23 protein-coding genes are annotated in these 21,224 nt (G+C 58.0%); 11 read left to right on the forward strand and 12 right to left on the reverse strand.

The features are described 5' to 3' along the window. Positions 1-62 precede the first annotated feature (62 nt). Positions 63-800 carry an N-formylglutamate amidohydrolase gene (locus tag ACR0M3_RS13250; protein ID WP_480911261.1) on the reverse strand — a complete coding sequence of 246 codons (738 nt, stop codon included), beginning with the start codon at positions 798-800 and terminating at the stop codon, positions 63-65. Between the two features lie 143 nt (positions 801-943). On the opposite strand from ACR0M3_RS13250, the gene pyk reads away from it, so the two are divergent. Further along, positions 944-2,389, forward strand: coding sequence for a pyruvate kinase (gene pyk, locus ACR0M3_RS13255; protein WP_267365133.1), 1,446 nt, complete (start codon positions 944-946; stop codon positions 2,387-2,389). A gap of 32 nt (positions 2,390-2,421) precedes the next feature. Here pyk and ACR0M3_RS13260 read toward each other — a convergent pair whose 3' ends face one another. After that, positions 2,422-2,916: a winged helix-turn-helix transcriptional regulator gene (locus ACR0M3_RS13260; RefSeq protein WP_324169989.1), complete on the reverse strand. Its 495-nt coding sequence runs from the start codon at positions 2,914-2,916 to the stop codon at positions 2,422-2,424. Between the two features lie 148 nt (positions 2,917-3,064). On the opposite strand from ACR0M3_RS13260, the gene ACR0M3_RS13265 reads away from it, so the two are divergent. The 6 genes from ACR0M3_RS13265 (at position 3,065) to ACR0M3_RS13290 (ending at position 7,199) form a co-directional block, all read left to right on the forward strand. Continuing rightward, entirely contained in the window at positions 3,065-3,502 is a 438-nt protein-coding gene (locus tag ACR0M3_RS13265; RefSeq protein WP_209506060.1) for a universal stress protein, read from the forward strand. A 13-nt stretch (positions 3,503-3,515) separates the two neighbouring features. Beyond that, the gene (locus ACR0M3_RS13270; protein WP_480487220.1) at positions 3,516-5,066 is read left to right on the forward strand and encodes an alanine/glycine:cation symporter family protein; all 1,551 of its coding nucleotides are present in this window, start codon (positions 3,516-3,518) and stop codon (positions 5,064-5,066) included. 183 nt (positions 5,067-5,249) lie between these two features. Then, positions 5,250-5,450 carry a 50S ribosomal protein L35 gene (gene rpmI, locus ACR0M3_RS13275; protein WP_010443552.1) on the forward strand — a complete coding sequence of 67 codons (201 nt, stop codon included), beginning with the start codon at positions 5,250-5,252 and terminating at the stop codon, positions 5,448-5,450. Between the two features lie 15 nt (positions 5,451-5,465). Continuing rightward, positions 5,466-5,831, forward strand: a complete 366-nt coding sequence (gene rplT, locus ACR0M3_RS13280; RefSeq protein ID WP_039523695.1) for a 50S ribosomal protein L20 — start codon at positions 5,466-5,468, stop codon at positions 5,829-5,831. A 224-nt stretch (positions 5,832-6,055) separates the two neighbouring features. Then, complete coding sequence (locus ACR0M3_RS13285; RefSeq protein WP_480911263.1) at positions 6,056-6,604, forward strand: YeeE/YedE thiosulfate transporter family protein; 549 nt, start codon at positions 6,056-6,058, stop codon at positions 6,602-6,604. 4 nt (positions 6,605-6,608) lie between these two features. Then, positions 6,609-7,199 (forward strand): YeeE/YedE thiosulfate transporter family protein, encoded by a 591-nt coding sequence (locus ACR0M3_RS13290; RefSeq protein WP_480911264.1) that lies wholly within the window; start codon positions 6,609-6,611, stop codon positions 7,197-7,199. A gap of 91 nt (positions 7,200-7,290) precedes the next feature. Here ACR0M3_RS13290 and ACR0M3_RS13295 read toward each other — a convergent pair whose 3' ends face one another. Then, positions 7,291-8,682 (reverse strand): aminotransferase family protein, encoded by a 1,392-nt coding sequence (locus tag ACR0M3_RS13295; protein ID WP_209506068.1) that lies wholly within the window; start codon positions 8,680-8,682, stop codon positions 7,291-7,293. Between the two features lie 221 nt (positions 8,683-8,903). Here ACR0M3_RS13295 and ACR0M3_RS13300 point away from each other — a divergent pair, with 221 nt between their 5' ends. After that, a complete protein-coding gene (locus ACR0M3_RS13300) occupies positions 8,904-10,532 on the forward strand; it encodes an acyl-CoA synthetase (RefSeq protein ID WP_480483804.1) in 1,629 nt (542 codons plus the stop codon). On the opposite strand, the gene ACR0M3_RS13305 is transcribed toward ACR0M3_RS13300, so the two are convergent. From ACR0M3_RS13305 to hmgA, 8 genes are all read right to left on the reverse strand, one after another. After that, positions 10,529-10,864, reverse strand: a complete 336-nt coding sequence (locus ACR0M3_RS13305; protein ID WP_480911266.1) for a DOPA 4,5-dioxygenase family protein — start codon at positions 10,862-10,864, stop codon at positions 10,529-10,531. The two genes, ACR0M3_RS13300 and ACR0M3_RS13305, sit on opposite strands and share 4 nt — an antisense overlap. Before the next feature lie 86 nt (positions 10,865-10,950). Then, positions 10,951-11,589, reverse strand: coding sequence for a maleylacetoacetate isomerase (gene maiA, locus ACR0M3_RS13310; protein ID WP_480774186.1), 639 nt, complete (start codon positions 11,587-11,589; stop codon positions 10,951-10,953). Positions 11,590-11,600: 11 nt separating this feature from the next. Continuing rightward, entirely contained in the window at positions 11,601-11,798 is a 198-nt protein-coding gene (locus ACR0M3_RS13315) for a DUF2783 domain-containing protein (protein WP_209506076.1), read from the reverse strand. 5 nt (positions 11,799-11,803) lie between these two features. Further along, positions 11,804-13,414 (reverse strand): FAD-dependent oxidoreductase, encoded by a 1,611-nt coding sequence (locus ACR0M3_RS13320; RefSeq protein ID WP_480911268.1) that lies wholly within the window; start codon positions 13,412-13,414, stop codon positions 11,804-11,806. Between the two features lie 134 nt (positions 13,415-13,548). Then, complete coding sequence (locus ACR0M3_RS13325; protein WP_480911270.1) at positions 13,549-14,499, reverse strand: MBL fold metallo-hydrolase; 951 nt, start codon at positions 14,497-14,499, stop codon at positions 13,549-13,551. An 87-nt stretch (positions 14,500-14,586) separates the two neighbouring features. Then, complete coding sequence (gene fahA / locus ACR0M3_RS13330) at positions 14,587-15,843, reverse strand: fumarylacetoacetase (protein ID WP_480911272.1); 1,257 nt, start codon at positions 15,841-15,843, stop codon at positions 14,587-14,589. Positions 15,844-15,886: 43 nt separating this feature from the next. Beyond that, positions 15,887-16,021, reverse strand: coding sequence for a hypothetical protein (locus ACR0M3_RS13335; protein ID WP_480911274.1), 135 nt, complete (start codon positions 16,019-16,021; stop codon positions 15,887-15,889). A 36-nt stretch (positions 16,022-16,057) separates the two neighbouring features. After that, entirely contained in the window at positions 16,058-17,413 is a 1,356-nt protein-coding gene (hmgA, locus tag ACR0M3_RS13340) for a homogentisate 1,2-dioxygenase (RefSeq protein ID WP_267365046.1), read from the reverse strand. Between the two features lie 57 nt (positions 17,414-17,470). Here hmgA and ACR0M3_RS13345 point away from each other — a divergent pair, with 57 nt between their 5' ends. The 3 genes from ACR0M3_RS13345 (at position 17,471) to ACR0M3_RS13355 (ending at position 19,958) form a co-directional block, all read left to right on the forward strand. Next, a complete protein-coding gene (locus ACR0M3_RS13345; protein ID WP_480911276.1) occupies positions 17,471-17,923 on the forward strand; it encodes a MarR family winged helix-turn-helix transcriptional regulator in 453 nt (150 codons plus the stop codon). A 60-nt stretch (positions 17,924-17,983) separates the two neighbouring features. Further along, positions 17,984-19,234 carry an adenylate/guanylate cyclase domain-containing protein gene (locus tag ACR0M3_RS13350; protein ID WP_480911278.1) on the forward strand — a complete coding sequence of 417 codons (1,251 nt, stop codon included), beginning with the start codon at positions 17,984-17,986 and terminating at the stop codon, positions 19,232-19,234. A 181-nt stretch (positions 19,235-19,415) separates the two neighbouring features. Further along, complete coding sequence (locus tag ACR0M3_RS13355; protein WP_480487205.1) at positions 19,416-19,958, forward strand: hypothetical protein; 543 nt, start codon at positions 19,416-19,418, stop codon at positions 19,956-19,958. A 46-nt stretch (positions 19,959-20,004) separates the two neighbouring features. Here ACR0M3_RS13355 and ACR0M3_RS13360 read toward each other — a convergent pair whose 3' ends face one another. Then, positions 20,005-20,814 (reverse strand): division plane positioning ATPase MipZ, encoded by an 810-nt coding sequence (locus ACR0M3_RS13360; protein WP_480483795.1) that lies wholly within the window; start codon positions 20,812-20,814, stop codon positions 20,005-20,007. Positions 20,815-21,224: the final 410 nt, after the last annotated feature.

The following is a 21,224-nucleotide window of genomic DNA, read 5'->3' on the forward strand; positions in this document are numbered from 1 at the left end:
TGGGGATCAGAGGCATTGCTCACAATGGCGTGAGGGGTGGAACGTCCCTGCAAACCTTGCGGTCAAAGGTCGCTGGCGTCCAGCGCTTCTTGCAGGATTACCGCCAGCCGCTCGGCCCAATGCCGTTGTCCGGCATGATCGGCGATCAGGTCGTTGCGCAGCTCGATCAATGCATTGGGACGGCCAAAAGCGGTGCAGTGCTTGTCAATCGCATCACCTGGCAAAACGCCGGTATAGGGTTCATTGACACCAACGCACAGGTCATCTTCCTGTTGCAGCCGGTCGATCAAAGGGCGCGAAAACCGCTCGTCCGGGGTGTGCAATACGCCAATGTGCCATGGTCGGGGGTCACGTCCACGCAACTGGCGCGTGAAGGAATGCATCGACACAATTACCGCATGTGGAAGTGCCGCCAACTCGGCCAACGCTGTGTGGTAGGGGCGATAGCACATGTTCAGGCGGCGTTCGCGTTCGGCGGCATCGGCATTGCGGTTGCCGGGAATGATCGACCCGTCATACAGTTTCATCAACAGCGTGGGGTCATCTTCCCCTCGGTTCGGGTCGATTACGAGGCGCGAGAAATTGGCGGCAATCACCGGCGCGTTCAGAATCTCGCCCAGATGTTTTGATACCTCATACGCGCCGACATCATAGGCGATATGGCGCTCCATATCCTCGCGCGGCAGGCCAAGGTCTCCGTCATTGACCTCGGGGGGGACGATGTTGGTTGCGTGGTCGCATGTGATCAGCCATCGGGACGGGCGATCCGCGCCGTGAACAAAAAACGGGGTGTAAGTCATAAGCCTGTCATCTAGTTTGTCGCAGGTGTAGGGCAGTTGCTTTAAAAAGGGAATTGCGCAATAAGCGCCACAGCAGTGTTTGCGGTAACATTTTGCAAAAGCTGATCTGCGCAATCTGAACCGGCATGAGGAGGTCAAGACCAATGCGACGCCTGAGGAATGTAAAAATCGTGGCGACGCTGGGACCGGCGTCCAGTGACTATGACACCATTCGCGCCCTGCACGAGGCCGGGGCGGATGTGTTCCGTCTGAACATGAGCCACGGCAGCCATGACGAGATACGTGAACGCCACAAGATCATTCGGCAGGTTGAAAAGGATCTGGACAGCCCGATTGCCATTCTGGCTGACCTTCAGGGTCCCAAGCTGCGGGTTGGTGTTTTTGCAAATGATGCGGAGGATCTGGAAGAGGGCGCGGCGTTCCGTCTGGACCTTGATCCAGCTCCCGGCGACACCACCCGCGTGTGCCTGCCGCACCCCGAGATTTTCGCGGCCCTTGAACCGGGCGCGCGCCTTCTGGTCAATGATGGCAAGATCCGTCTGATCGTTCAAGATTGTGGTCAGGACTTTGCCAATTGCACAGTTGAGGTCGGCGGTGCGATCTCGAACCGCAAGGGTGTGAACGTCCCGGATGTGGTACTGCCGCTTGCGGCCTTGTCGGAGAAGGACCGTGGTGATCTTGAGTTTGTCTGCCAGTTGGGCGTTGACTGGCTGGCGCTGAGTTTCGTGCAACGCGCCAAGGATGTGTTCGAGGCCAGGGCGCTGGCTGATGGACGCGCTGCGATCCTGTCGAAGATCGAAAAGCCGGCGGCGGTCGAGGCGTTCGACGACATCCTTGATGCGTCGGACGGGATTATGGTGGCGCGGGGCGATCTGGGTGTGGAACTGCCGGTATCTGCGGTGCCGCCCATTCAAAAGAGGCTGGTCCGCAAGTGCCGTAGTGCCGCCAAGCCGGTCATTGTCGCCACCCAGATGCTGGAAAGCATGATCGAAAGCCCGATGCCCACCCGCGCCGAAGTGTCGGATGTGGCCACTGCGATCTATGAGGGCACGGACGCCATTATGCTCAGCGCGGAATCGGCGGCAGGTGCTTATCCGGTTGAGGCTGTGCAGACCATGAATAAGGTCGCCATCGAGGTCGAGGCCGACCCGACCTATTCCCAGATTATCGCCGCGTCCCGCACGGCAAAAGGAAGCACTGTGGCCGATGCCATTGTTGCGGCTGCCCGCGAGATTGCTGAAAAGACCGATATCAAGGCCATCTGCTGCTTTACGCAAAGTGGAACCACCGCCTCATTGACAGCCCGTGAACGTCCCGGTGTTCCGATCATTGCGATGACATCGCTGATGGGAACTGCGCGAAGGCTTTGCCTGAGCTGGGGTTGCAATTGCGTCATGACGCCAGAACTCCAGCGGTTCAAAAGCGCCGTGGTCAACGCGGCCCGCGCGGCGCGGGCAGGGGGGTTTGCAACCGAAACCGATCAGATCGTGGTTACGGCCGGTGTCCCGTTCAACGTACCGGGCACGACTAACATTCTGCGCGTGGCCCCGTGTGATGAACGGCTGATCTACAGCACGGATCCGGAATAACGGAAGGCCGACACTCGGGCCCGAGTGTCGTGTCAGCCAACCGGCTCTTTTACAATCTCCATAACTGTAAAAGAGCTGGTCTGGTGTATCCCCGGCAGCTTGTTGATCTTCTCGCCCAGCACCAGCCGGAAATGCGCAATATCGCGCGTTCGAACGGTCAGAAGATAATCAAACGAGCCCGCCACCATCAGGCAGCTTTCGATTTCCTGAACACTCCGAACGGCTTCATTGAATTTCACAAGGGATTGTTCCGCAGTTGCGACCAGGGATACCTGCACCACGGTCAGCAGTGCCAGCCCCATTCTTTCCTTGTCGACAACGGCTCTGTACCCTTTGATATAGCCATTCTTCTCAAGTCGTTTTACACGCTCGGAACAGGGTGTATTGGTCAGGTTCACGCGCGCCGCCAACTCAACTATCGAGAGCCGTCCATTGGCCTCCAGCTCGTGCAGGATGCGTTGATCGATATTGTCTAAATCTCTGCTAATCAGTAAAATTCCCTGTATTTTTGGCGTAATACGATAAATTACACTGAAATTGGCCCAAAAAAATCTCCAATTCCTAGTGAAATTTCCTAATACTTACCAAAGGGCGGTCTTGTTGAAAAGTTCCAAGTTCCGGCCGCCCTGCCGGGGGCGTGGGCCCCGGCCTTAACAACAAAAACGGAGGAACGAAATGACAACAAAGATTGTCATAGGACTCGACGGGACTGAAACCGGCGAGCGTGCGATTGCCTTTGCCAAGGATTTGGCAAAGCTGATCGGAACGTGCGATTTGCTGGTCGCTTATGTGATCGAATGGTCACCTTACACATTCCAGACACCTGAAGAAAACGCCCAGCGCCACAAGCGCCGCGAAGAAGAGGTTGATCTGGCAATGTCGCGTGTCGTGACACCTGCTGTTGAGGCCCTCAGGGCTGCGGGATTCGAAGCGCAGGGCATTGTGCGCCATGGCGATGTTGCGGAAACGCTGAACGCCATCACGGTCGAAAACGGAGGCTCGCAAATCGTCGTGGGTCGGGCATCTGCGGACGGGATCAAGAAACGCCTGTTCGGCAGTTCGACGCAATATCTGGTAATGCATGCCGACGTTCCGGTTACGGTCGTGAACTGAGGGGAGGGCTAAAATGAGAACGCTAAAAACACTTGGCGCCGTAACGGCCGCCACCATTGCCGCCAGCCCTGCCCTTGCACAAGAGGCGCCGGGACTGGATGAAAAAATCAATCAGGCCTTTGCAAACCTGACCGGACCGTTTGTCAGCTTCATCTTTGCACCGCTGCCCGGAACCAGCTTTCCGTGGATCGTCATGTGGCTGGTGATTGCTGCATCGGTTTTCACACTGTATTTCGCGCTTGTGCAGTTGCGGTTCTTTGGTCACGCGATCAGCCTTGTCAAAGGTGACTATTCCGATCCCAACGACGCGGGCGAGGTCAGCCACTTTCAGGCATTGGCCACGGCGCTGTCCGGAACTGTGGGCTTGGGGAATATCGCGGGTGTGGCCGTTGCCATTGGCATCGGTGGGCCGGGTGCAACATTCTGGATGATCCTTGCGGGCCTTCTGGGCATGGCATCAAAGTTCACCGAATGTACGCTGGGCGTGAAATACCGCAACGAATACGAAGACGGCACCGTTTCAGGTGGCCCGATGTATTACATGTCCAAGGGCTTTGACGAGCTGGGTCTGCCCGGTGGCAAGATCCTGGCGGTGCTGTTCTCGATCTTCTGTATTCTGGGCGCGTTGGGCGGCGGGAACATGTTCCAGGCCAACCAGGCACATCAGCAGATCGCAGGTATCGTTGGCGACTATCCGGGCTGGATTACCGGTATTGTTTTTGCCGCGGTCGTGTTCATGGTCATTGTTGGCGGTCTGAAATCCATCGCTCGGGTGACTGAAAAGGTCGTGCCGTTCATGGGTGTGCTGTATGTCGCCACCGCACTGGTCATCATCGCGATGAATGCGGACATGATCGGCTGGGCCTTTGGTCAGATCTTTGCCGGTGCCTTCACGGGGCTGGGCGTAGCAGGGGGCATGGTCGGCGCGCTGATCCAGGGCTTCAAGCGCGCGGCATTCTCGAACGAGGCGGGCGTTGGCTCGGCGGCGATTGCGCACTCGGCGGTTCGGACCAAGGAACCGATAACCGAGGGTTTTGTATCGCTGCTTGAACCGTTCATCGATACCGTCGTGATCTGTACCATGACGGCACTGGTGATCATCATCACGCAACAGCTGATCATCGACCCTGAAACCGGCAACTACATGCTGAACGAGGCGGGTTCCGCCATCGCAACAGTGGATGGAAATTCCGGTGTCAGCCTGACTTCTGCCGCGTTTGGCAGCGCGTTCAGCTGGTTCCCGTACATCCTTGCGATTGCGGTGATCCTGTTTGCCTTCTCGACCATGATCAGCTGGTCCTACTATGGCCTCAAGGCCTGGACCTACCTGTTCGGAGAAGGACACACAAAAGAGCTGATCTTCAAGGTCATCTTCTGCGTCTTCGTGGTGATCGGCGCTGCGGCCAACCTCGGCCCCGTTATCGACTTCTCGGATGCGGCGATCTTTGCGATGGCGGTTGTGAACGTCTTTGCCCTCTACTTCCTGATGAAAGTGGTGCGGCAGGAACTGGCGTCCTACTCCGCAAGGCTGAAAAGCGGTGAAATCCGCAAATTCGAACACTAAATCCAATCACCGGGGCGGCCTGTGTCGCCCCGGTGCCTGACCAGCCTGCAAAAAGCGTAGATTCTGGTCCAAACCCCCTTGCCAGTATGACCGAACTTGCGTAAACGGCGCTTCTGATCGCGTGACCGGCCGAGATGGCATGCCGAGTCGCGTCTGAAACCGAACCCGAAAAAGGAGACGGAAATGCCTAAGATGAAGACCAAATCAAGCGCCAAGAAGCGCTTCAAGGTGACTGCGACCGGTAAGGTCCTTGCTGGCCAGGCCGGCAAACGGCACGGCATGATCAAGCGGACCAAGAAATTCATCCGCGATGCCCGTGGCAACACCACCCTGTCCGCCCCCGACGCAAAGATCGTCAAGGGCTACATGCCCTACGACCGCTAAGAGGAGATGTAAGAGATGTCCCGCGTTAAAGGTGGAACCGTAACTCACGCCCGTCACAAGAAGATCATCAAGGCCGCAAAAGGCTATTATGGTCGTCGCAAGAGCAACTTCAAAGTCGCAACTCAGGCCGTCGACAAGGCCAACCAGTACGCGACCCGCGACCGCAAGAACCGCAAGCGCAACTTCCGCGCGCTGTGGATCCAGCGGATCAACGCTGCTGTGCGCAGCCATGACGAGGCTCTGACATATTCCCGCTTCATCAACGGTCTGAACCTGGCCGGTATCGAAGTGGACCGCAAAGTTCTGGCCGACCTGGCCGTGCACGAACCGGAAGCGTTCGGCGCGATCGTCGCCAAAGCTCAGGCTGCTCTGGCTGCCTGAACCTCTGAAAAGAGACAGTGAAAGAAAGGCCGTCCCCTTGGGGCGGTCTTTTTTGTTGCAACATGCGGCGCATTCCAGGCGCTTCTTGGATCAGGACATCCACCCCTTCTGCATTGGGATGACGCCAACCAGTTTCAGGCATGACCGGTTTGATCTAGATCATGTAACAATCCCCGGATCACATTATATATGATTTTATGAATATAAGTGAGAAGGGTGAAATCATGACACTAAACTGGAAAGTTGGAGGTGTTCTGCTAGGGCTCGTGTTCTTCGGGGCAGTTCTTCTGGTGAAGCCGATCGGTGTTTCGACCCAATTCGTCATCCTTGACGGAATTATCGCGGACACCGTCAATTCGGAATTCGTGACGCAGACGGATGACGGTTACAGTTCATCCAACGCATACATGGCGAAATCCAATGGCAAATACGCCAAGTACGTATCCAATCCGTTGAATTACAGCTTTGTCTTCGTTTTGGCTATGGCCGCGGGGGCGTTCTTGTCGGTCAAGGCGCGCGGTGGTCTGGAACGCGGAGAGGGCAAGCTGCCCATGATCTGGCGCGAAAACTATGGCGATACGCCCTTGGCCCGAAACCTGGTCGCGCTATTGGGCGGCTTTGTCGTCCTCTATGGCGCCAGGTTGGCGGGTGGGTGCACATCCGGTCACATGATGTCCGGTATGATGCAGACAGCCCTGTCAGGTTACATCTTTGCAGCCGGGGCATTTGCGGCGGCAATTCCCACGGCAATGCTGATCTACCGGAAAGGATAAGGCGATGGAAATCATTCTTGCGATCATCATTGGTGCCGCTTTCGGAGCCGTACTTGACCGGATTGGCGCGGCGAATCCAAATTGGATTGTGCGCATGTTGACACTGCGTCGACTCCACCTGATGAAAACGATCCTCCTGGCAATCGGAACCGGTTCGATCCTCATGTTCGGCGGGCAGATGCTGGGGTTTGTGGATGTCGGCCATATGTCGGTGAAATCGGCCTATGTTGGTGTCTTCATTGGCGGATTGTTACTGGGTGCGGGCTGGGCTGCATCGGGCTACTGTCCGGGAACAGGGGTCTGCGCCGCTGCGTCCGGTCGCCGTGACGCCTTGTTCTTCATCGTCGGCGGTTTGTTAGGCGCTGCGGCCTATATGGCGACATATCCGGCCTGGAAGGCCACGGGCCTGCTCGATGAAATTGCTGGCGGCAAAGTCACCTTGGGTACAGTTCCGGGATCCGCTTACGAAGGTGTTTTGTCACTGTCCGGCGATATCCTTGGTATCGCACTGGGTGCCGTCTTTGTTCTGGTTGCATTCGTTCTTCCGGACAGCCTGATCGCAACTGGCGAAAAGGTTGGTGTTGCGGCCGAATAATCACGGCTGAGCGTACACATTCACGACCGGCATCCCGACAAAAAAACCGGCGCAACACGCGCCGGTTTCTTTTTAGCCAATATCGGTGATCTTACCCGAACACACGCCCCAGCGCGCCGTCAACCGCGTCGGTGATCTGGTCAATGTCATCGGCTGTAGCTATCAGCGCAGGCGAGAAGCACAGCGTGTTGTTGCGACCGGGGATCGAGCGGTTGGTCACGCCGATGATCACACCCTGCGCCATACAGTCGGCGGTAACGGCCTGCGCCAGTTTCTCGTCCACCGGCTCTTTGGTGCCACGATCCACAACCAGTTCGGCCCCCAGGAACAGGCCTTTGCCGCGCACATCGCCGATGACCTTGTGCTTGTCCATCAGCGCCAGAAGGTTGTTCGTCATACGCGCGCCCATGTCCGTGCAGTTCTGCAACAGGTTTTCATCCTGAATGATGCGCATGTTCTCGATGGCCGCTGCCGGACCAGCGGTGCACCCACCAAAGGTCGAGATATCGCGGAAATAGTTCATCGGGTCCGCGGCATCGTCTTTGAACAAGTCAAAGACTTCCTCGGTGGTAACCATGCAGGCAATCGCGGCATAACCCGATGCAACGCCCTTGGCCATGGTCACGAAATCGGGTTTGATACCGTATTGCTGGTACCCGAACCATGTGCCGGTGCGGCCCACGCCACAGACAACCTCGTCGATATGCAGCAGCACATCGTATTTCTTGCAGATCTCCTGCACGCGCTGCCAGTATCCTTCAGGCGCTTCGATTACACCACCACCCGCTGTTACAGGCTCAAGGCACAGCGCACCTACGGTATCGGGGCCTTCGCGCAGGATGACGGCTTCAATCTGATCTGCGGCCCATTCGCCGAAATTCTCTTCGGGTGCGCCATCCAGCTCATGCTTGCGATATTCCATGCAATGCGGCACGCGCACGAAATCAGGTGCGAAGGGGCCGTATTGCGCCGTGCGCTCGTCCTGACCGCCTGCCGACATGGTCGCCAGCGTCGAGCCGTGATAGTCCCGATCGCGGTACAGGATCTTGGTTTTCTTGCCGCCATATTTCTTGTGCGCGATCTGGCGCACCATCTTGAACGCCTTCTCGTTCGCCTCGGAACCTGAGTTGGTGTAATAGACCCGGCTCATGCCCGGCATCTTGTCGATCAGTTGCTCGGCAAACAGCGCACCCGGGATCGAACCGGCCGAATTGGCGAAATAGCACAGCTTCATCAGTTGGTCGTAAACCGCCTTGCAGATCGATTCGCGGCCATAGCCGACGTTGACGGTCCAGACGCCGCCGGAAACCGCATCCAGATGCTCTTTGCCTTTCTGGTCCCAGACACGCATGCCCTTGCCCTCGACAATGATGCGTGGGTCATTGGTTTCAAAGGGTTTATGCTGGATCAGATGGTGCCAGATATGGGCGCGGTCGGCCTCGACCACGCGGGAAAGATCGTTTTCGTTGAACGTGCCGTCCATGACATGTCCTTTCAGTGAGGAAGCGGTGCACGGGATATGGAAATGCCTCATCCCGGCATGTGTTTAAGATGCTTCAGATCACCGCGAAAGCCCGGATGTAGATAGGGCCAGATCGTATCATCCCGTATCGCCAGTCAGTTTTGCCGCCGTATTTCTACGGGTTTGTCAGAACGCGAACTTTGTGCTCAATTCGCCCAAACTGCGTTTCGGGAGGACAGCGGATGGCAGCGACACATATCTACGAGCGTCATTTGGACAAATGCCGGGCAAATTACACACCCCTGTCGCCCCTTACGTTCATTGAACGGACGGCGCAGGTCTACCCGGATTATCCATCCGTGGTTTATGGGGATCGCCGGTATTCCTGGGCTGAAACCTATGCCCGTTGCCGGCGTCTGGCGAGTGCGTTGACAGCGCGTGGGATTGGACGGGGCGATACCGTTTCGATAATCGCGGCCAACATCCCGGAAATGTACGAGGCGCATTTTGGCGTGCCCATGACGGGCGCTGTTCTGAACGCAATCAACACACGGCTGGATGCGCCGATTGTCGCATTCATCCTGAGCCATGCCGAAGCCAAGGCGCTGCTGGTCGACCCCGAGTTTTCGGATGTGGTGAAAGATGCGCTGCAACAGGTCGATCATGACATTCTGGTCATCGATATCGAAGACCCCACCTTCGACGGTGGTGAAAAGCTGGGCCGCCTGACCTATGATGCCCTGCTGGCCGAAGGCGACCCCGCGTTTGACTGGTCACTGCCAGCGGACGAATGGGACGCGATCACCCTGAATTATACCTCGGGCACCACGGGCAACCCCAAGGGCGTGGTTTACCACCATCGCGGCGCGACCCTGAATGCGCAGTCCGATTTGCTGGACTGGGATATGCCCAAGCATTCGGTCTATTTGTGGACCCTGCCGATGTTCCACTGCAACGGCTGGTGCTTCCCGTGGGCCATGGCAGCCAATGCAGGTGTTTCCGTTTGCTTGCGCGCGGTGCGGGCCGAACCGATCTATGCTGCTTTCCGGGACGAGAAAGTGACCCATTTCTGCGGTGCGCCGATCGTTCTGAACATGCTGGCCCACGCTCCGGATGAGTTGAAGGACTTTGACCACCAGATCAAGGTGATGACGGCAGGTGCCCCGCCGCCTGCGGCCGTGATCGAAGCGATGGAGGCGATGGGTGTCGAGGTCACGCATGTCTATGGCCTGACCGAAACCTATGGGCCTTCGGTTGTCTGCGCATGGAAAGACGAATGGAACAGCAAAGGGCCTGAAGATCGCGCGGCCCTCAAGGTGCGGCAAGGGGTGCGCTATACCGCGTTGTCCGGACTGATGGTGGCCGACCCGGAAACGCTGGAACCGGTTCCGGCTGATGGCGAAACCATGGGTGAGATATTCATGCAGGGCAACGTGGTGATGAAAGGATACCTCAAGAATCCCGACGCTACCGACAAGGCCTTTCACGGCGGCTGGTTCGCGTCCGGTGATCTGGGTGTCATGCACCCCGATGGCTATATCGCGCTCAAGGACCGTTCAAAGGACATCATCATCTCGGGCGGCGAGAATATCTCATCTGTCGAGGTCGAAGGTATCCTCTACAAGCATCCGGCGGTGATGGAGGCCGCCGTGGTGGCCCGTCCCGATGAGAAATGGGGCGAAACGCCCTGCGCCTTTGTCGAATTGAAACCCGGCGCAGCCGCAACCGAGGCAGAGCTTATCGCCTTCTGTCGAGACCGGATGGCCCATTTCAAGGCACCCAAAACGGTTGTGTTCGGCACTCTGCCCAAGACATCTACCGGCAAGGTGCAGAAATTCGTTCTGCGGGATCAGGCACGGGCGCTGGGTTAAAGATTGTCGAAGATCGACAGGTCCAACGCCAGCATCTCACCCATCCAGATCGCGCGGTCGCGGTGATCCTCCAGATGTTCACCGGTTTCCGGGTGCGTGAAGACCGTCAGGCCCTGCCGGTTCAGCATCAGCCATGGGATGACTTGGTCGAATGCGCTGGCAGCAAAGCCCAGCTGGCAGCTCCAGCGCGAATGGGGGCCGACGTTTCGGGCGTGAATCCGGCCCATTTGAACAGGGAACAGGCGGGCCGCCTCTTCACAGACCTGCCGCGCGGTGTCCTGCGTGTCGGCGTCGAAATAGACATGGGCGTGATAGCCGGTGATCTCGGGCATAGGAACCTCGTCTGCTTTGTTGGCTCAAAGCTAAGGCCTAAAAGGAAAAAAACCTAGCTGCGCATGCACACAGGGTCTGTGCAATGTTAACCCGGCGCATGTGCGTCGGGATGTGCCGCGACAAAGGCCGGGTGATTGGCGCAGGCCTCTTCAACCCGCAGCAGGCGGGGCATATCCGACAAATCAACCTGCCACCGGCGCGCGTTATAGATCTGCGGGATCAGGCAGAGGTCGGCGAGACCGGGCTTTGACCCAACACAGTAGGGGGCCTGTTCGAAATCACCCAACATGGTTTCGAACGCCTGCAACCCGGGTTTGATGAAATTCCGCATCCAGTCGCCGGGCATGTCGGGGGCGTTATGGCTCAGGGTCGTGGCATAGCGCGCAACCGACAGGTTGCAGACTGGGTGGATGTCGACGGCGATCGCATAAGCCAGCGCCTGAACACGCGCGCGTTCCGCCGGATCATCAGGCAGAAGGTTCAACTGCCGGGTCCGGTCCAGATAGTCGAGGATGGCAAGCGATTGCGTCAGCCGTAGCCCGTCAATATCCAGAACCGGCACAAAGCCCTGTGGGTTTCGCGCGATATGTTCATCGCCCTTTTGTGCGCCGCCCACCAGATCGACAACAACCGGGCGATACGCGATCCCGGCCAGATTCAGGGCGATCCGCACCCGGTAACTGGCCGAGGACCGCCAATAGTCATAAAGGACGACGTCGCTCACGCCCGGGCCTGTCAACTGTCAGTCAAAGCGGCAGCGCGAAGGGCGTCCGTCAGCACCGTACTGTCACCGATGTGGTTGGCCAGAACCAGCACCAGCCGCGCATTCAGCGCGTCGCTGTCTGCTTTTTCCAGGCCTTCATGCGCGGCCAGAAGTTCGGCATAGAAGTCATCGGCGTTTTTGATGTTCGGGGTTAGGATCAGGTCTGACATGGGGCTTACTCCTTACCGCAGGCTCTGCGGATCGCGTGCCGGAAGGTGTTTTCTTCGTAACTGTCTCGCCGGGCCGCCACATGTTGGTCCGGCCGGATCAGGTAGACAGCGCTGGTCGCGTCACCCAGATAGCGGCGTTTGAGGGCCAGCGTCATATCATCCTTGACCGACAGCGCCAGTCGCGTGACCTCGATCCCATCTTCTTCCAGGGTATCAGGGGCGTCTGCATCGATGGTCAAAAGCGTGAACTTGCCTGCAAGCTTGGGCAGCAGAAATTCGTCACCAAGCGGAGCGTCGGGGCAGGCCGAACCCGGTCGCGTTCCGGCGGGGCCGTTCAGCGCGTCCGCAGAATTCAGCGAAGATCCGTCATAGGTGCAGGGCTGACTCAGGCGGCCCGAATTCACCAGCGGGCGGGCGAAGTCGTAATGTTCGCTCAGGTCCAGTACCGCATCGCGCAGGATCCGCGACATCTCGGATTTCGGGGTGATGAAATCGGTCGACCGGCTGGAATTCAGGATGTTCTCGTCCGCCCCGTACACGCGTTCGGCGTTGTAGCTGTCCAGCAGAGTTTCAGGTGCTTTCCCATCCAGAACCAGCTTCAGTTTCCAGCACAGGTTGTCGGTGTCCTGAAGGCCGGAATTGGCCCCGCGCGCGCCAAAGGGGCTGACCTGATGCGCGCTGTCACCCGCAAACAGAACACGCCCCTTGCGGAAGCTCTCCATGCGACGGCACTGGAACGTATAGATCGAGACCCATTCAAGCTGAAACTCGACATCATCGCCCAGCATCGCCTTGAGGCGGGGGATCACGTTCTCGGGGCGCTTTTCGCGTTCCTTGTCGATATCCCAACCCAGCTGCAAGTCGATGCGCCACACATTGTCGGGCTGTTTGTGCAACAACGCGGATTGCCCGCGATTGAACGGCGGATCGAACCAGAACCAGCGTTCAGACGGAAAATCCGCATCCATGATCACGTCTGCAATCAGGAAGTTGTCTTCGAAAATCCGTCCTTCGAAATCAATGCCCAACATCCGCCGGGCGGGCGATGTCGCGCCATCACAGGCAATCAGCCAATCGGCTTCGATTGTGTAAGGTCCTTCGGGCGTCTCGACCTCCAGCCGCACGTGATCGTCATGCGTGCCAATCGCCTCGACCTTGTTGCGCCCGCGTATCTCAATCGGTGCGCCTTCTGCCTGCAACTCGCGGACCCGTTCAACAAAGTAGTTCTCGAAATGGTATTGCTGCAGGTTGATGAAGGCAGGGTTGGCATAACCTTCATCCGGTTGCAGGTTGAAGTCATAGACCTGTCGATCATCGAAGAAGACCTTGCCCCGATCCCACAGGACGCCCTTGTCGACCAGTCGGCGCCCGCATCCCAGCCGGTCGGCAATCTCCAGCGTGCGTTGCGAGAAACAGATGGCGCGGCTGCCGAAACTGACCTTGTCGTTCTCGTCGAGAACCACGACGTCGACCCCTTGTTGTGCCAGATCAATCGCGGCGGCAAGACCAACCGGGCCCGCGCCGATCACGATAACCTTGTGCCGAACCGGCGTCGGGCTGTCCTGATCGGGGCTGCGTTCATAGCCGTAAAGCGGAGTTTCAAAGATCTTGTTCATGGGCTTCCCCCCAAGCAGATGCGCCAAAGTGCTGCGTGTCCTGTGCCCCGGCAGCGCGTGCCGAAGCCTTTGGCATATGGTTTCACTTAATCCCGCCGCCTAAAACGATCTGGATCAAACTGGGCCGTTTTTCCTTACCCTTGCAGGGCCTCCCACATCTCAAGATCGCGTTGGGCGGTCCAGATGCGAGGCGTGTCGATACCGCGGGCTTCGTCATAGGCGCGGGCGACGTTGAACGGCAGGCAGTGTTCGTAGATCGCGTAACTGGCGAATTTCGGGTCACATTCGGCGCGGACTGCATCCCATGCCTCTTTCAGGCTGCCACCGCGCGCCGCAACCTTGGCTGCCGGGCGGTAGGTACTTTCGACGAAATCGCGGGTGTTTTCGATGGCGGCATTGACCATGTCCTTGCCAACCAGCGCATCGCCGCGTCCCGGTGCGATGGCGTCGACATCGAACCACTTGATCTCGTCCAGCGTGTCGCCCCAGTCGTTGAAATGCCCGTCACCGCAATAGCAGGCCGAGTGATATTCGACGATGTCGCCGGTGAACATCACGTTCTGGTCTGGCACGTGGATGACGATATCGCCGGCGGTATGGGCGCGCCCCAGATGCATCAGGTCGATCCGGCGATTGCCCAGATAAACGGTCATCGTGTCGCTGAATGTGGTGGTGGGCCAGGTCAGGCCGGGGATGCTTTCATGCCCTTCGAACAGGCGCGGGAAGCGCTGGAATTCGCTGTCCCAGTCTTCCTGACCGCGTTCCACCACCATGGCGCGGGCCATGTCGGACATCAGGATCTGTTGCGCGCCAAAAGCGCTGGCACCCAAAACCCGCACTGCGTGGTAATGGGTCAGCGCCACATGGGTGATCGGCTTGTCGGTCACAGACCGCACGCATTCGATCACCTTGTTGGCCAGGCGCGGGGTCGCCTGCGCCTCGACGATCATCACGCTGTCATCGCCAATGATCACACCCGAGTTCGGGTCGCCCTCGGCGGTAAAGGCATAAAGTCCTTCGCCCACTTCAGTGAACGAGATTTTCTTTTCCGACATGTCCCCCTGGGACGCGAATGCTTTGGCCATCTTGGTTTTGTCCTTTTGCGGTTGCGCGGAAGGCAGGGGTTGGATGCCTCCGGCGGGAGTATTTGGAAAAAGATGAAGCTCAGTGCGTCATCGTTCGAATGGGGAGTTGAGTGCAGGCAGAACGGTGCCGGTACAGTCGCCGAACCCGATAGTATAGCCGTCGCCCCTGGCAGCGCCGGTCAGGGTCATCGTGTCGCCGTCTTCGATGAAGCTTCGGGTTTCACCTGTGTCCAGCGTCAGCGGCTCTTTCCCGCCCCAGCTGAGTTCCAGAAGTGATCCGCGTTCGGGCTTGGTTGGGCCGGATATGGTGCCTGACCCCAGCAGGTCGCCCGTGTTCATCGGGCATCCCGATGTGGTGTGGTGGGCCAGTTGTTGCGCGGCGGAATAGTACATCTGGTTGTAGTTGGTTCGCGCGATGGTCGTGGCGTCTTGGCCTTCGGGTGCCATGGAGACGGCCAAATCGATGTCATACAGCATCGGGCCGCAATCCTTGAGGTGGTCCAGCAGCGCGAACTCGCGGGCTGGCGTGTCACAGCGGAACGGCTCGAGTGCAGCCTTGGTCACGATCCAGGGGCTGATCGAGGTTGCGGTTGCCTTGGCCTGAAACGGGCCCAGCGGCTGGTATTCCCAGGCTTGTATATCACGCGCCGACCAGTCGTTCAGCAGAACGTAGCCGAAGATATGGTCGTCAGCTTCCCGCACGGTTATCGGGCCATCCGAGGGCGTGCCCACGATGGCGCCCATCTCCAACTCGATATCAAAGCGGCGGCAGGGCAGGAAGGCGGGCAGGTCCTGATCGGGGGATTTCAGCTGTCCCCACGGGCGGCGGATATCCGTGCCGGACACCACGACCGAGGACGCCCGTCCGTTATAGCCAATCGGAATGTGCAACCAGTTCGGCGGCAGCGCGTTTTCCGGGCCACGGAACATGGTGCCCACGTTGAAGGCATGGTTTCGCCCGGCGTAGAAATCGGTGTATTCGCTGACCGCGAAGGGCAAGTGCATCTGGGCTTCGGCCTGCGGTACAAGCAGCGGTTCGATCTTGCTTTGCTCGTCCGAGCCCTCGGCCAGAAGGCTGATCAGCCGCTCGCGCAGGGCCGCCCAGACGGCGGGGCCTTCCTCCATCAAAGGGTTCCAGAACGGCAGATCGAACAGCGGCTCATCGCTTAGGGTGATTAACCCTTCGGCTTCGGCGGCGGTAACGTCGAGGATCATGTCACCGATGGCCACGCCGCAGCGCGGATCATCTCCTTCGGTCGAGAAGACACCGTAAGGCAGGTTGTTTAGCGGAAACGGATGCGCCGCATCATTGGCCGAGGCCACCCAGGATTTCATCAAAGGCATATTTTGCCCCTATTTGTTGTATTTGGTACGTGGTTCGAAACGATCATAACCCCGAATAGACAGGCGCCAAAGCCCAGAGCGGGCGCAGTTGCAGCAGGTCGGCTGCCAAGGCTCCGTCTTTGCTTTCCGGTTGCAGCGACAGTACGCCTGCAACCGGAATGGGAATGCTTATCGCCATCAGGACGGGTGCCGTCTGGGTAACCCAGTCTGAGGGTCATTTCTTGCCCGGTGTGCCGTCGAACTTCTTCTCAAGCGATGTCCAGCAGTCGATATAGTCGTCCTGCAGCGGTGCCTCATTGGCGGCAAACGGTGTCAGGTGCTGGGGGAACCGGGTTTCGAACATGAACGACATCGTCTGGTCCAGCTTTTCCGGCCCCAGATTGGAATAGGACGCCTTGTCAAAGGCTTCCCTGTCGGGGCCATGCGGGATCATCATGTTGTGCAGGCTGGTGCCACCGGGAACGAAGCCCTGCGGTTTCGCATCGTATTGACCGTAGATGTTGCCCATCAGCTCGGACATGATGTTCTTGTGATACCAGGGCGGGCGGAACGTATCCTCCATCACCATCCAGCGTTCGCGGAACAGGACAAAGTCGATATTTGCGGTGCCGGGCTGGCCAGAGGGTGCCGTCAGAACGGTAAAGATCGACGGGTCGGGATGGTCAAACAGGATCGCGCCAACCGGGCAATAGTTGCGCAGATCGTATTTGTAGGGTGCATAGTTGCCGTGCCACGCCACCACATCCAACGGGCTGTGTCCGATTTTCGTGGTATGAAACTGGCCACACCATTTGATCGTCACGGTCGACGGGGTTTCACGATCCTCATAGGCAGCGACCGGAGCTTTGAAATCACGCGGGTTGGCCATGCAGTTGGCCCCGATCGGACCGCGACCCGGCAGTTCAAACTTCTGGCCGTAATTCTCGCAGACAAAGCCGCGTGCCGGGCCTTCCAGGACTTCAACCCGGTAGAGCAGTCCACGCGGGATGATCGCGATTTCCTTGGGCTCAAGGTCAATGATTCCCAGTTCAGTCGCAAAGCGCAGGCGTCCTTCCTGTGGCACCACCAGCAACTCGGAATCGGCCGAGAAGAAATAGTCGTCGACCATGGATTCGGTGACCAGATAGATATGGCAGGCCATGCCAACCTGGGTGTTCACGTCCCCCGCCGTCGTCATGGTCCGCATCCCGGTCATCCAGTTCAGACCTTCGTCGGAATGCGGCACCGGATCCCAACGATACTGGCCCAGGCTGATCACATCCGGGTCGATGCAGGGGGCCGATTTCCAATAGGGCAAGTCGATTTTTTCGTAACGGTGCGAATGCTTTACCGACGGGCGAATACGATAGCACCAGGTGCGTTCAGGCGGGTTGGCGGTAAAGGCCGTGCCGCTCAGCTGTTCACCGTAAAGCCCGTAGTTGCACCTTTGCGGGCTGTTCATCCCCTGCGGCAGCGCATCGGGCAGCGCCTCGGTTTCAAAGTCGTTGCCAAAGCCGGGCATGTAACCGGCGTGGGTACCAACAGGCGTTGCTGCTTGCGTCAATGAATGCGGATCCGTCGGACGGTTCATTACGTATTCCTCCGTTTGCTGCTTGTCGGTTAATAGTTGATTTTGTAACTAACAAGCATGACACATGACGAATCTGAAAAAAATGATGACTTTTTCCTGCAGAATTTTCTGCCGTTCCTGCTGAACCAGGCGGCCGAGCGCGCCTCGTTGGAATTTCAGGCTGTCTACAAGGGGCGGTACGGAATGCTCAGAACCGAATGGCGAGTGCTGTTCCATCTGGGGCTGTTTGGCGAAATGACCGCCAAGGAAATTGGTGAACGGGCCAGAATGCACAAGACCAAGATCAGCCGTGCAGTTGCCAAGCTCGAGGAGCGCCGATACCTGAAACGCACACGGGACGAGGCTGATCGTCGGGCGGAATGGCTGACACTGACACCAGCCGGGCAAGCCGTGTATCGCGACTTGTACGGGGTGGCCGCAAGCTATGACGCCAGGCTGTCGGGTCTGTTCAGCGAAAAAGATGCCGCCTTGCTGCGCCAGATGTTGCGACGGTTGGCAGGCGCGGATTGACCACTGGTAATTGGTGCCTGCCGTCCCCAGATGTGTGTCATGCTTGATACGGAATTTGAAATGACGTCATTTGAACCTGCCAAGGTATCCACACACACCCTGATCGACTGGTTGGTCCAAAAGGGGCTTGAGGGTGCCGGGCAGGAAGAGTTGCTGGAAGGGTTCTGCACCAGTCTGGTCGATATGGGCATTCCGCTGATGCGGTTTCATGCGGCGCAGTCGACCTTGCACCCGGTTTATGGCGGAACCGGATATAGCTGGTACAAAAGCACCGGCGGTGAATCCGAGAAGTTTGAAAACACAGATACGCCCAGCCCGATGTGGCAACAAAGCCCGCTCTATGCCTTGCTGAACGAGGATCTGGATGAAATCCGGGTCAAACTGGTCGACCATAATGAACCCAGCCGATTTCCGTTGTTGAACGACCTGAGAGAGGTTGGGGCGACCGATTATTATGCCACCGGCATCTCGTATGAGGGGTCGGGGAAGAGGCGCCCCGACGGTACCAAAAAAGTCAGTGATGGCGTCCTTATGTCCTGGGCCAGCGACGCGCCGTCCGGGTTTGATGACAGCGATCTCAGGCACATTCATGCGGTATTGCCGCATCTGGGGCTGGCGCTTAAATCCGCCAAGAACCAGAACCTGACCGAAGACCTGATGCGGGTCTATCTGGGTCGTGATGCCGGGCGCCGCGTCCTGTCGGGTGAGATTCGTCGCGGATCATTGCAGCAGATCGATGCGGTGATCTGGAATTTCGATCTGGAAGGGTTCACCAACCTGTCAGAAGACCTGCCGGGTCACGAGATCATCGACATGCTCAATGATTACCTAGCCGTGGCCGTGGGCGTTGTGCACGACAAGGGTGGGAATATCCTGAAATTCATGGGCGATGGGCTGATGGCCATGTTCGATGTCGGCGAAATCGACGAGGACGCCCGTGCCGCGCTCAGCGCGGTGCCCTTGCTGCAAGCCCGTATGGATGAATTGAACGCCAGACGTCAGGCGCAGGGGCTGCCGGTTGCGAATTTCACGCTGGCCCTGCATTCCGGCGAAATCCTGTATGGCAATATCGGCTCCGAGACGCGGCTGGATTTCACGGTGATCGGCCCCGCCGTCAATCAGGCCGCCCGCATCGCGGGAATGCACCGGTCGCTGGGTCAGCGAATCCTGATCTCGGACGACGTCGCGGTCGCGGCACGCCCCTGCGCGCAAGACCTCATCTCGGTCGGGCGCTACATGCTGCGCGGGGTGAACGAACCCAAAGAGCTGTTCACGGTATACAGTCCCGGCGGGCCATCAGATTCCAAGTGAAACCGAGGCTATTCCGTTCAGCGGTTCCAAAGCTGAAAGCCGTGAGGGAGCACATTTGTTCTGCCGGACAAGAACGGCGGGTTGGAGCGGATGTTCGAGGGCAGTGAGGCCTTGAACGAAGGGCTGGTTTGAGGCCTTCTTTGACATTGAGAATAGGTGCTGAGCGTGCGATGCACGAAGCATGGGCACGAATAACTTTCTACGAGCACAAAGAGGCCAAGCTACAAAACGGCAGCGCTGGCAAGCTGGGGCGTTAGTTGAGATTCCAATAGCTGAAAACTGTTGGGCATATGGGCAACTTGGGGAAGAGTATTTCGTCGCGGTTTTTGAAGGATATTTCTCAGAGCGCCCGGCAATCAAAGATCTGATTCACCTACCGATATTGTTCAAGTCCTTTGTCTACCGTGACGTTATTAGCAGAGGTTTTTGGCTGAAAGTTGGCTGGGTTGAGCCTCGAAGTGATGTGATGAAGGAAGACTACCGTTTCAAGCAGGACAATGTTTCCGGGGCTCTTTCGCTTTATCATTCAGATTTTGCGGAGCAAGGCTGGGAACGGCCAGCGCTTCTGAGCGAGTGCCTTGGATTGGAATGCGTTGCTGTTTGGGAGGCAAGTCATGTTGAAGACCGGATCGTCGCTGCTCGTAACGGCCACGAATGTAAATGGGTCAGTTCCTTGGCGATTGATGTGCCAAGAGTTCCCGCACACCAGAACGATATTCATTGACGATAGATATCCGCTTCGTCCGCGTCCCAGCCTCCAATACAGCTGATCAGAAATCGACTTCGACACCCGGCAGGTTCAGCTCTCGCATCATGTCGCGCAGTTCCTGCCGTGCTGCGATGTTCGAGATGTTCAGCTGTTTGACGCCAATATCCTTGAGGTCCAGCAGGGTCAGGCCGCGGGGAAACAGTTCGCGAAAGATCACCCGTTCGGAAAAGCCCGACGCGACGCGGAAGCCGATACGCTGCGACAGCATTTCGATCGCGCGCTGCATCTTTTCCTTGTTGACCATGCGCTGGGTGCCGACGCGGTTGCGCACAACGACCCAGTCGATGGGCTTCAGCCCGGCCTGCGCCCGCAATTGCCGGGCGTTCCAGACCATCTCGGAATAGACGGACGGGCCAAGGATTTTCTCACCCTTTGAATCAATCCGCGCCAGCAGGTCAAAATCGATGAAGCTGTCGTTCAAAGGGGTGATCAGCGTGTCGGCCAGCGAATGGGCCACCTGGCTCAGGCGTGTATGGGAGCCGGGGCAGTCGATCAGGATAAAGTCACTGTCGCTTTCTAGTTGCGACACGGCAGCAGACAGGCGGTGGTCATAGATGTTTTCGCCCGGCTTCAACGTGCTGGCATCGATCTCGGGCAGGTCGTGATGGCGGGGGCCGGGCAGCGTCAGGCCCGCGCTTTTCAGAAAGTTGTTCCGGTTCTCGAAATACCGTCCAAGGCTGCGTTGCCGCAGATCCAGATCAAGCGTGCTGACCTTGTGCCCCAGTCGGGCCAATGCGGTTGCCACATGCATCGACACGGTCGATTTGCCAGCGCCGCCTTTTTCGTTCCCGACCACAATGATATGTGCCATGCTTGTATTCCCAAGTCTTGCCGTGTTTGACTACACGTTGTTGGCACCCACTATATGTTGTGTCGACTGCGATGAAAAGAACCTCAAGCGGCGCTTTTGGGCATTATCGGACTCTATTTTGGAAAACACAGCGCCGTGCGCGGGTTACACGAAGGTGCCTGTCGGGTGGTCTGCCTTGATCGGCTAGCCGATCGCGGTTTTGGCGGCGAAATCACCGCGTCAGTGCCTGTTTCCGAACGCATACACCAACTGCTGCCTGCAACGATCCGCGTCGGAATCAATCGCGCCTTTTGCCTGATTCATACACGCACAGATCGCCCGCCCAATGGGTTCTTTCGCGGTGGCGCCGATTGGGCCGGATCGTGAAAACTATGCGGGGGACGGAAAATTTGGTTAAATACCAAACAGAT

This window comes from Ruegeria sp. O5 (assembly GCF_056535105.1).

Bases quoted from the DNA above. Each gene is read 5' to 3' on its own strand.
- ACR0M3_RS13250 (WP_480911261.1), bottom strand. From the start codon at position 800: ATGACTTACACCCCGTTTTTTGTTCACGGCGCGGATCGCCCGTCCCGA.
- pyk (WP_267365133.1), top strand. From the start codon at position 944: ATGCGACGCCTGAGGAATGTAAAAATCGTGGCGACGCTGGGACCGGCG.
- ACR0M3_RS13265 (WP_209506060.1), top strand. From the start codon at position 3,065: ATGACAACAAAGATTGTCATAGGACTCGACGGGACTGAAACCGGCGAG.
- ACR0M3_RS13270 (WP_480487220.1), top strand. From the start codon at position 3,516: ATGAGAACGCTAAAAACACTTGGCGCCGTAACGGCCGCCACCATTGCC.
- rpmI (WP_010443552.1), top strand. From the start codon at position 5,250: ATGCCTAAGATGAAGACCAAATCAAGCGCCAAGAAGCGCTTCAAGGTG.
- rplT (WP_039523695.1), top strand. From the start codon at position 5,466: ATGTCCCGCGTTAAAGGTGGAACCGTAACTCACGCCCGTCACAAGAAG.
- ACR0M3_RS13285 (WP_480911263.1), top strand. From the start codon at position 6,056: ATGACACTAAACTGGAAAGTTGGAGGTGTTCTGCTAGGGCTCGTGTTC.
- ACR0M3_RS13290 (WP_480911264.1), top strand. From the start codon at position 6,609: ATGGAAATCATTCTTGCGATCATCATTGGTGCCGCTTTCGGAGCCGTA.
- ACR0M3_RS13295 (WP_209506068.1), bottom strand. From the start codon at position 8,682: ATGGACGGCACGTTCAACGAAAACGATCTTTCCCGCGTGGTCGAGGCC.
- ACR0M3_RS13300 (WP_480483804.1), top strand. From the start codon at position 8,904: ATGGCAGCGACACATATCTACGAGCGTCATTTGGACAAATGCCGGGCA.
- ACR0M3_RS13305 (WP_480911266.1), bottom strand. From the start codon at position 10,864: ATGCCCGAGATCACCGGCTATCACGCCCATGTCTATTTCGACGCCGAC.
- ACR0M3_RS13315 (WP_209506076.1), bottom strand. From the start codon at position 11,798: ATGTCAGACCTGATCCTAACCCCGAACATCAAAAACGCCGATGACTTC.
- ACR0M3_RS13320 (WP_480911268.1), bottom strand. From the start codon at position 13,414: ATGAACAAGATCTTTGAAACTCCGCTTTACGGCTATGAACGCAGCCCC.
- ACR0M3_RS13325 (WP_480911270.1), bottom strand. From the start codon at position 14,499: ATGGCCAAAGCATTCGCGTCCCAGGGGGACATGTCGGAAAAGAAAATC.
- fahA (WP_480911272.1), bottom strand. From the start codon at position 15,843: ATGCCTTTGATGAAATCCTGGGTGGCCTCGGCCAATGATGCGGCGCAT.
- ACR0M3_RS13335 (WP_480911274.1), bottom strand. From the start codon at position 16,021: ATGGCGATAAGCATTCCCATTCCGGTTGCAGGCGTACTGTCGCTGCAA.
- hmgA (WP_267365046.1), bottom strand. From the start codon at position 17,413: ATGAACCGTCCGACGGATCCGCATTCATTGACGCAAGCAGCAACGCCT.
- ACR0M3_RS13345 (WP_480911276.1), top strand. From the start codon at position 17,471: ATGACACATGACGAATCTGAAAAAAATGATGACTTTTTCCTGCAGAAT.
- ACR0M3_RS13350 (WP_480911278.1), top strand. From the start codon at position 17,984: ATGACGTCATTTGAACCTGCCAAGGTATCCACACACACCCTGATCGAC.
- ACR0M3_RS13355 (WP_480487205.1), top strand. From the start codon at position 19,416: ATGGGCACGAATAACTTTCTACGAGCACAAAGAGGCCAAGCTACAAAA.
- ACR0M3_RS13360 (WP_480483795.1), bottom strand. From the start codon at position 20,814: ATGGCACATATCATTGTGGTCGGGAACGAAAAAGGCGGCGCTGGCAAA.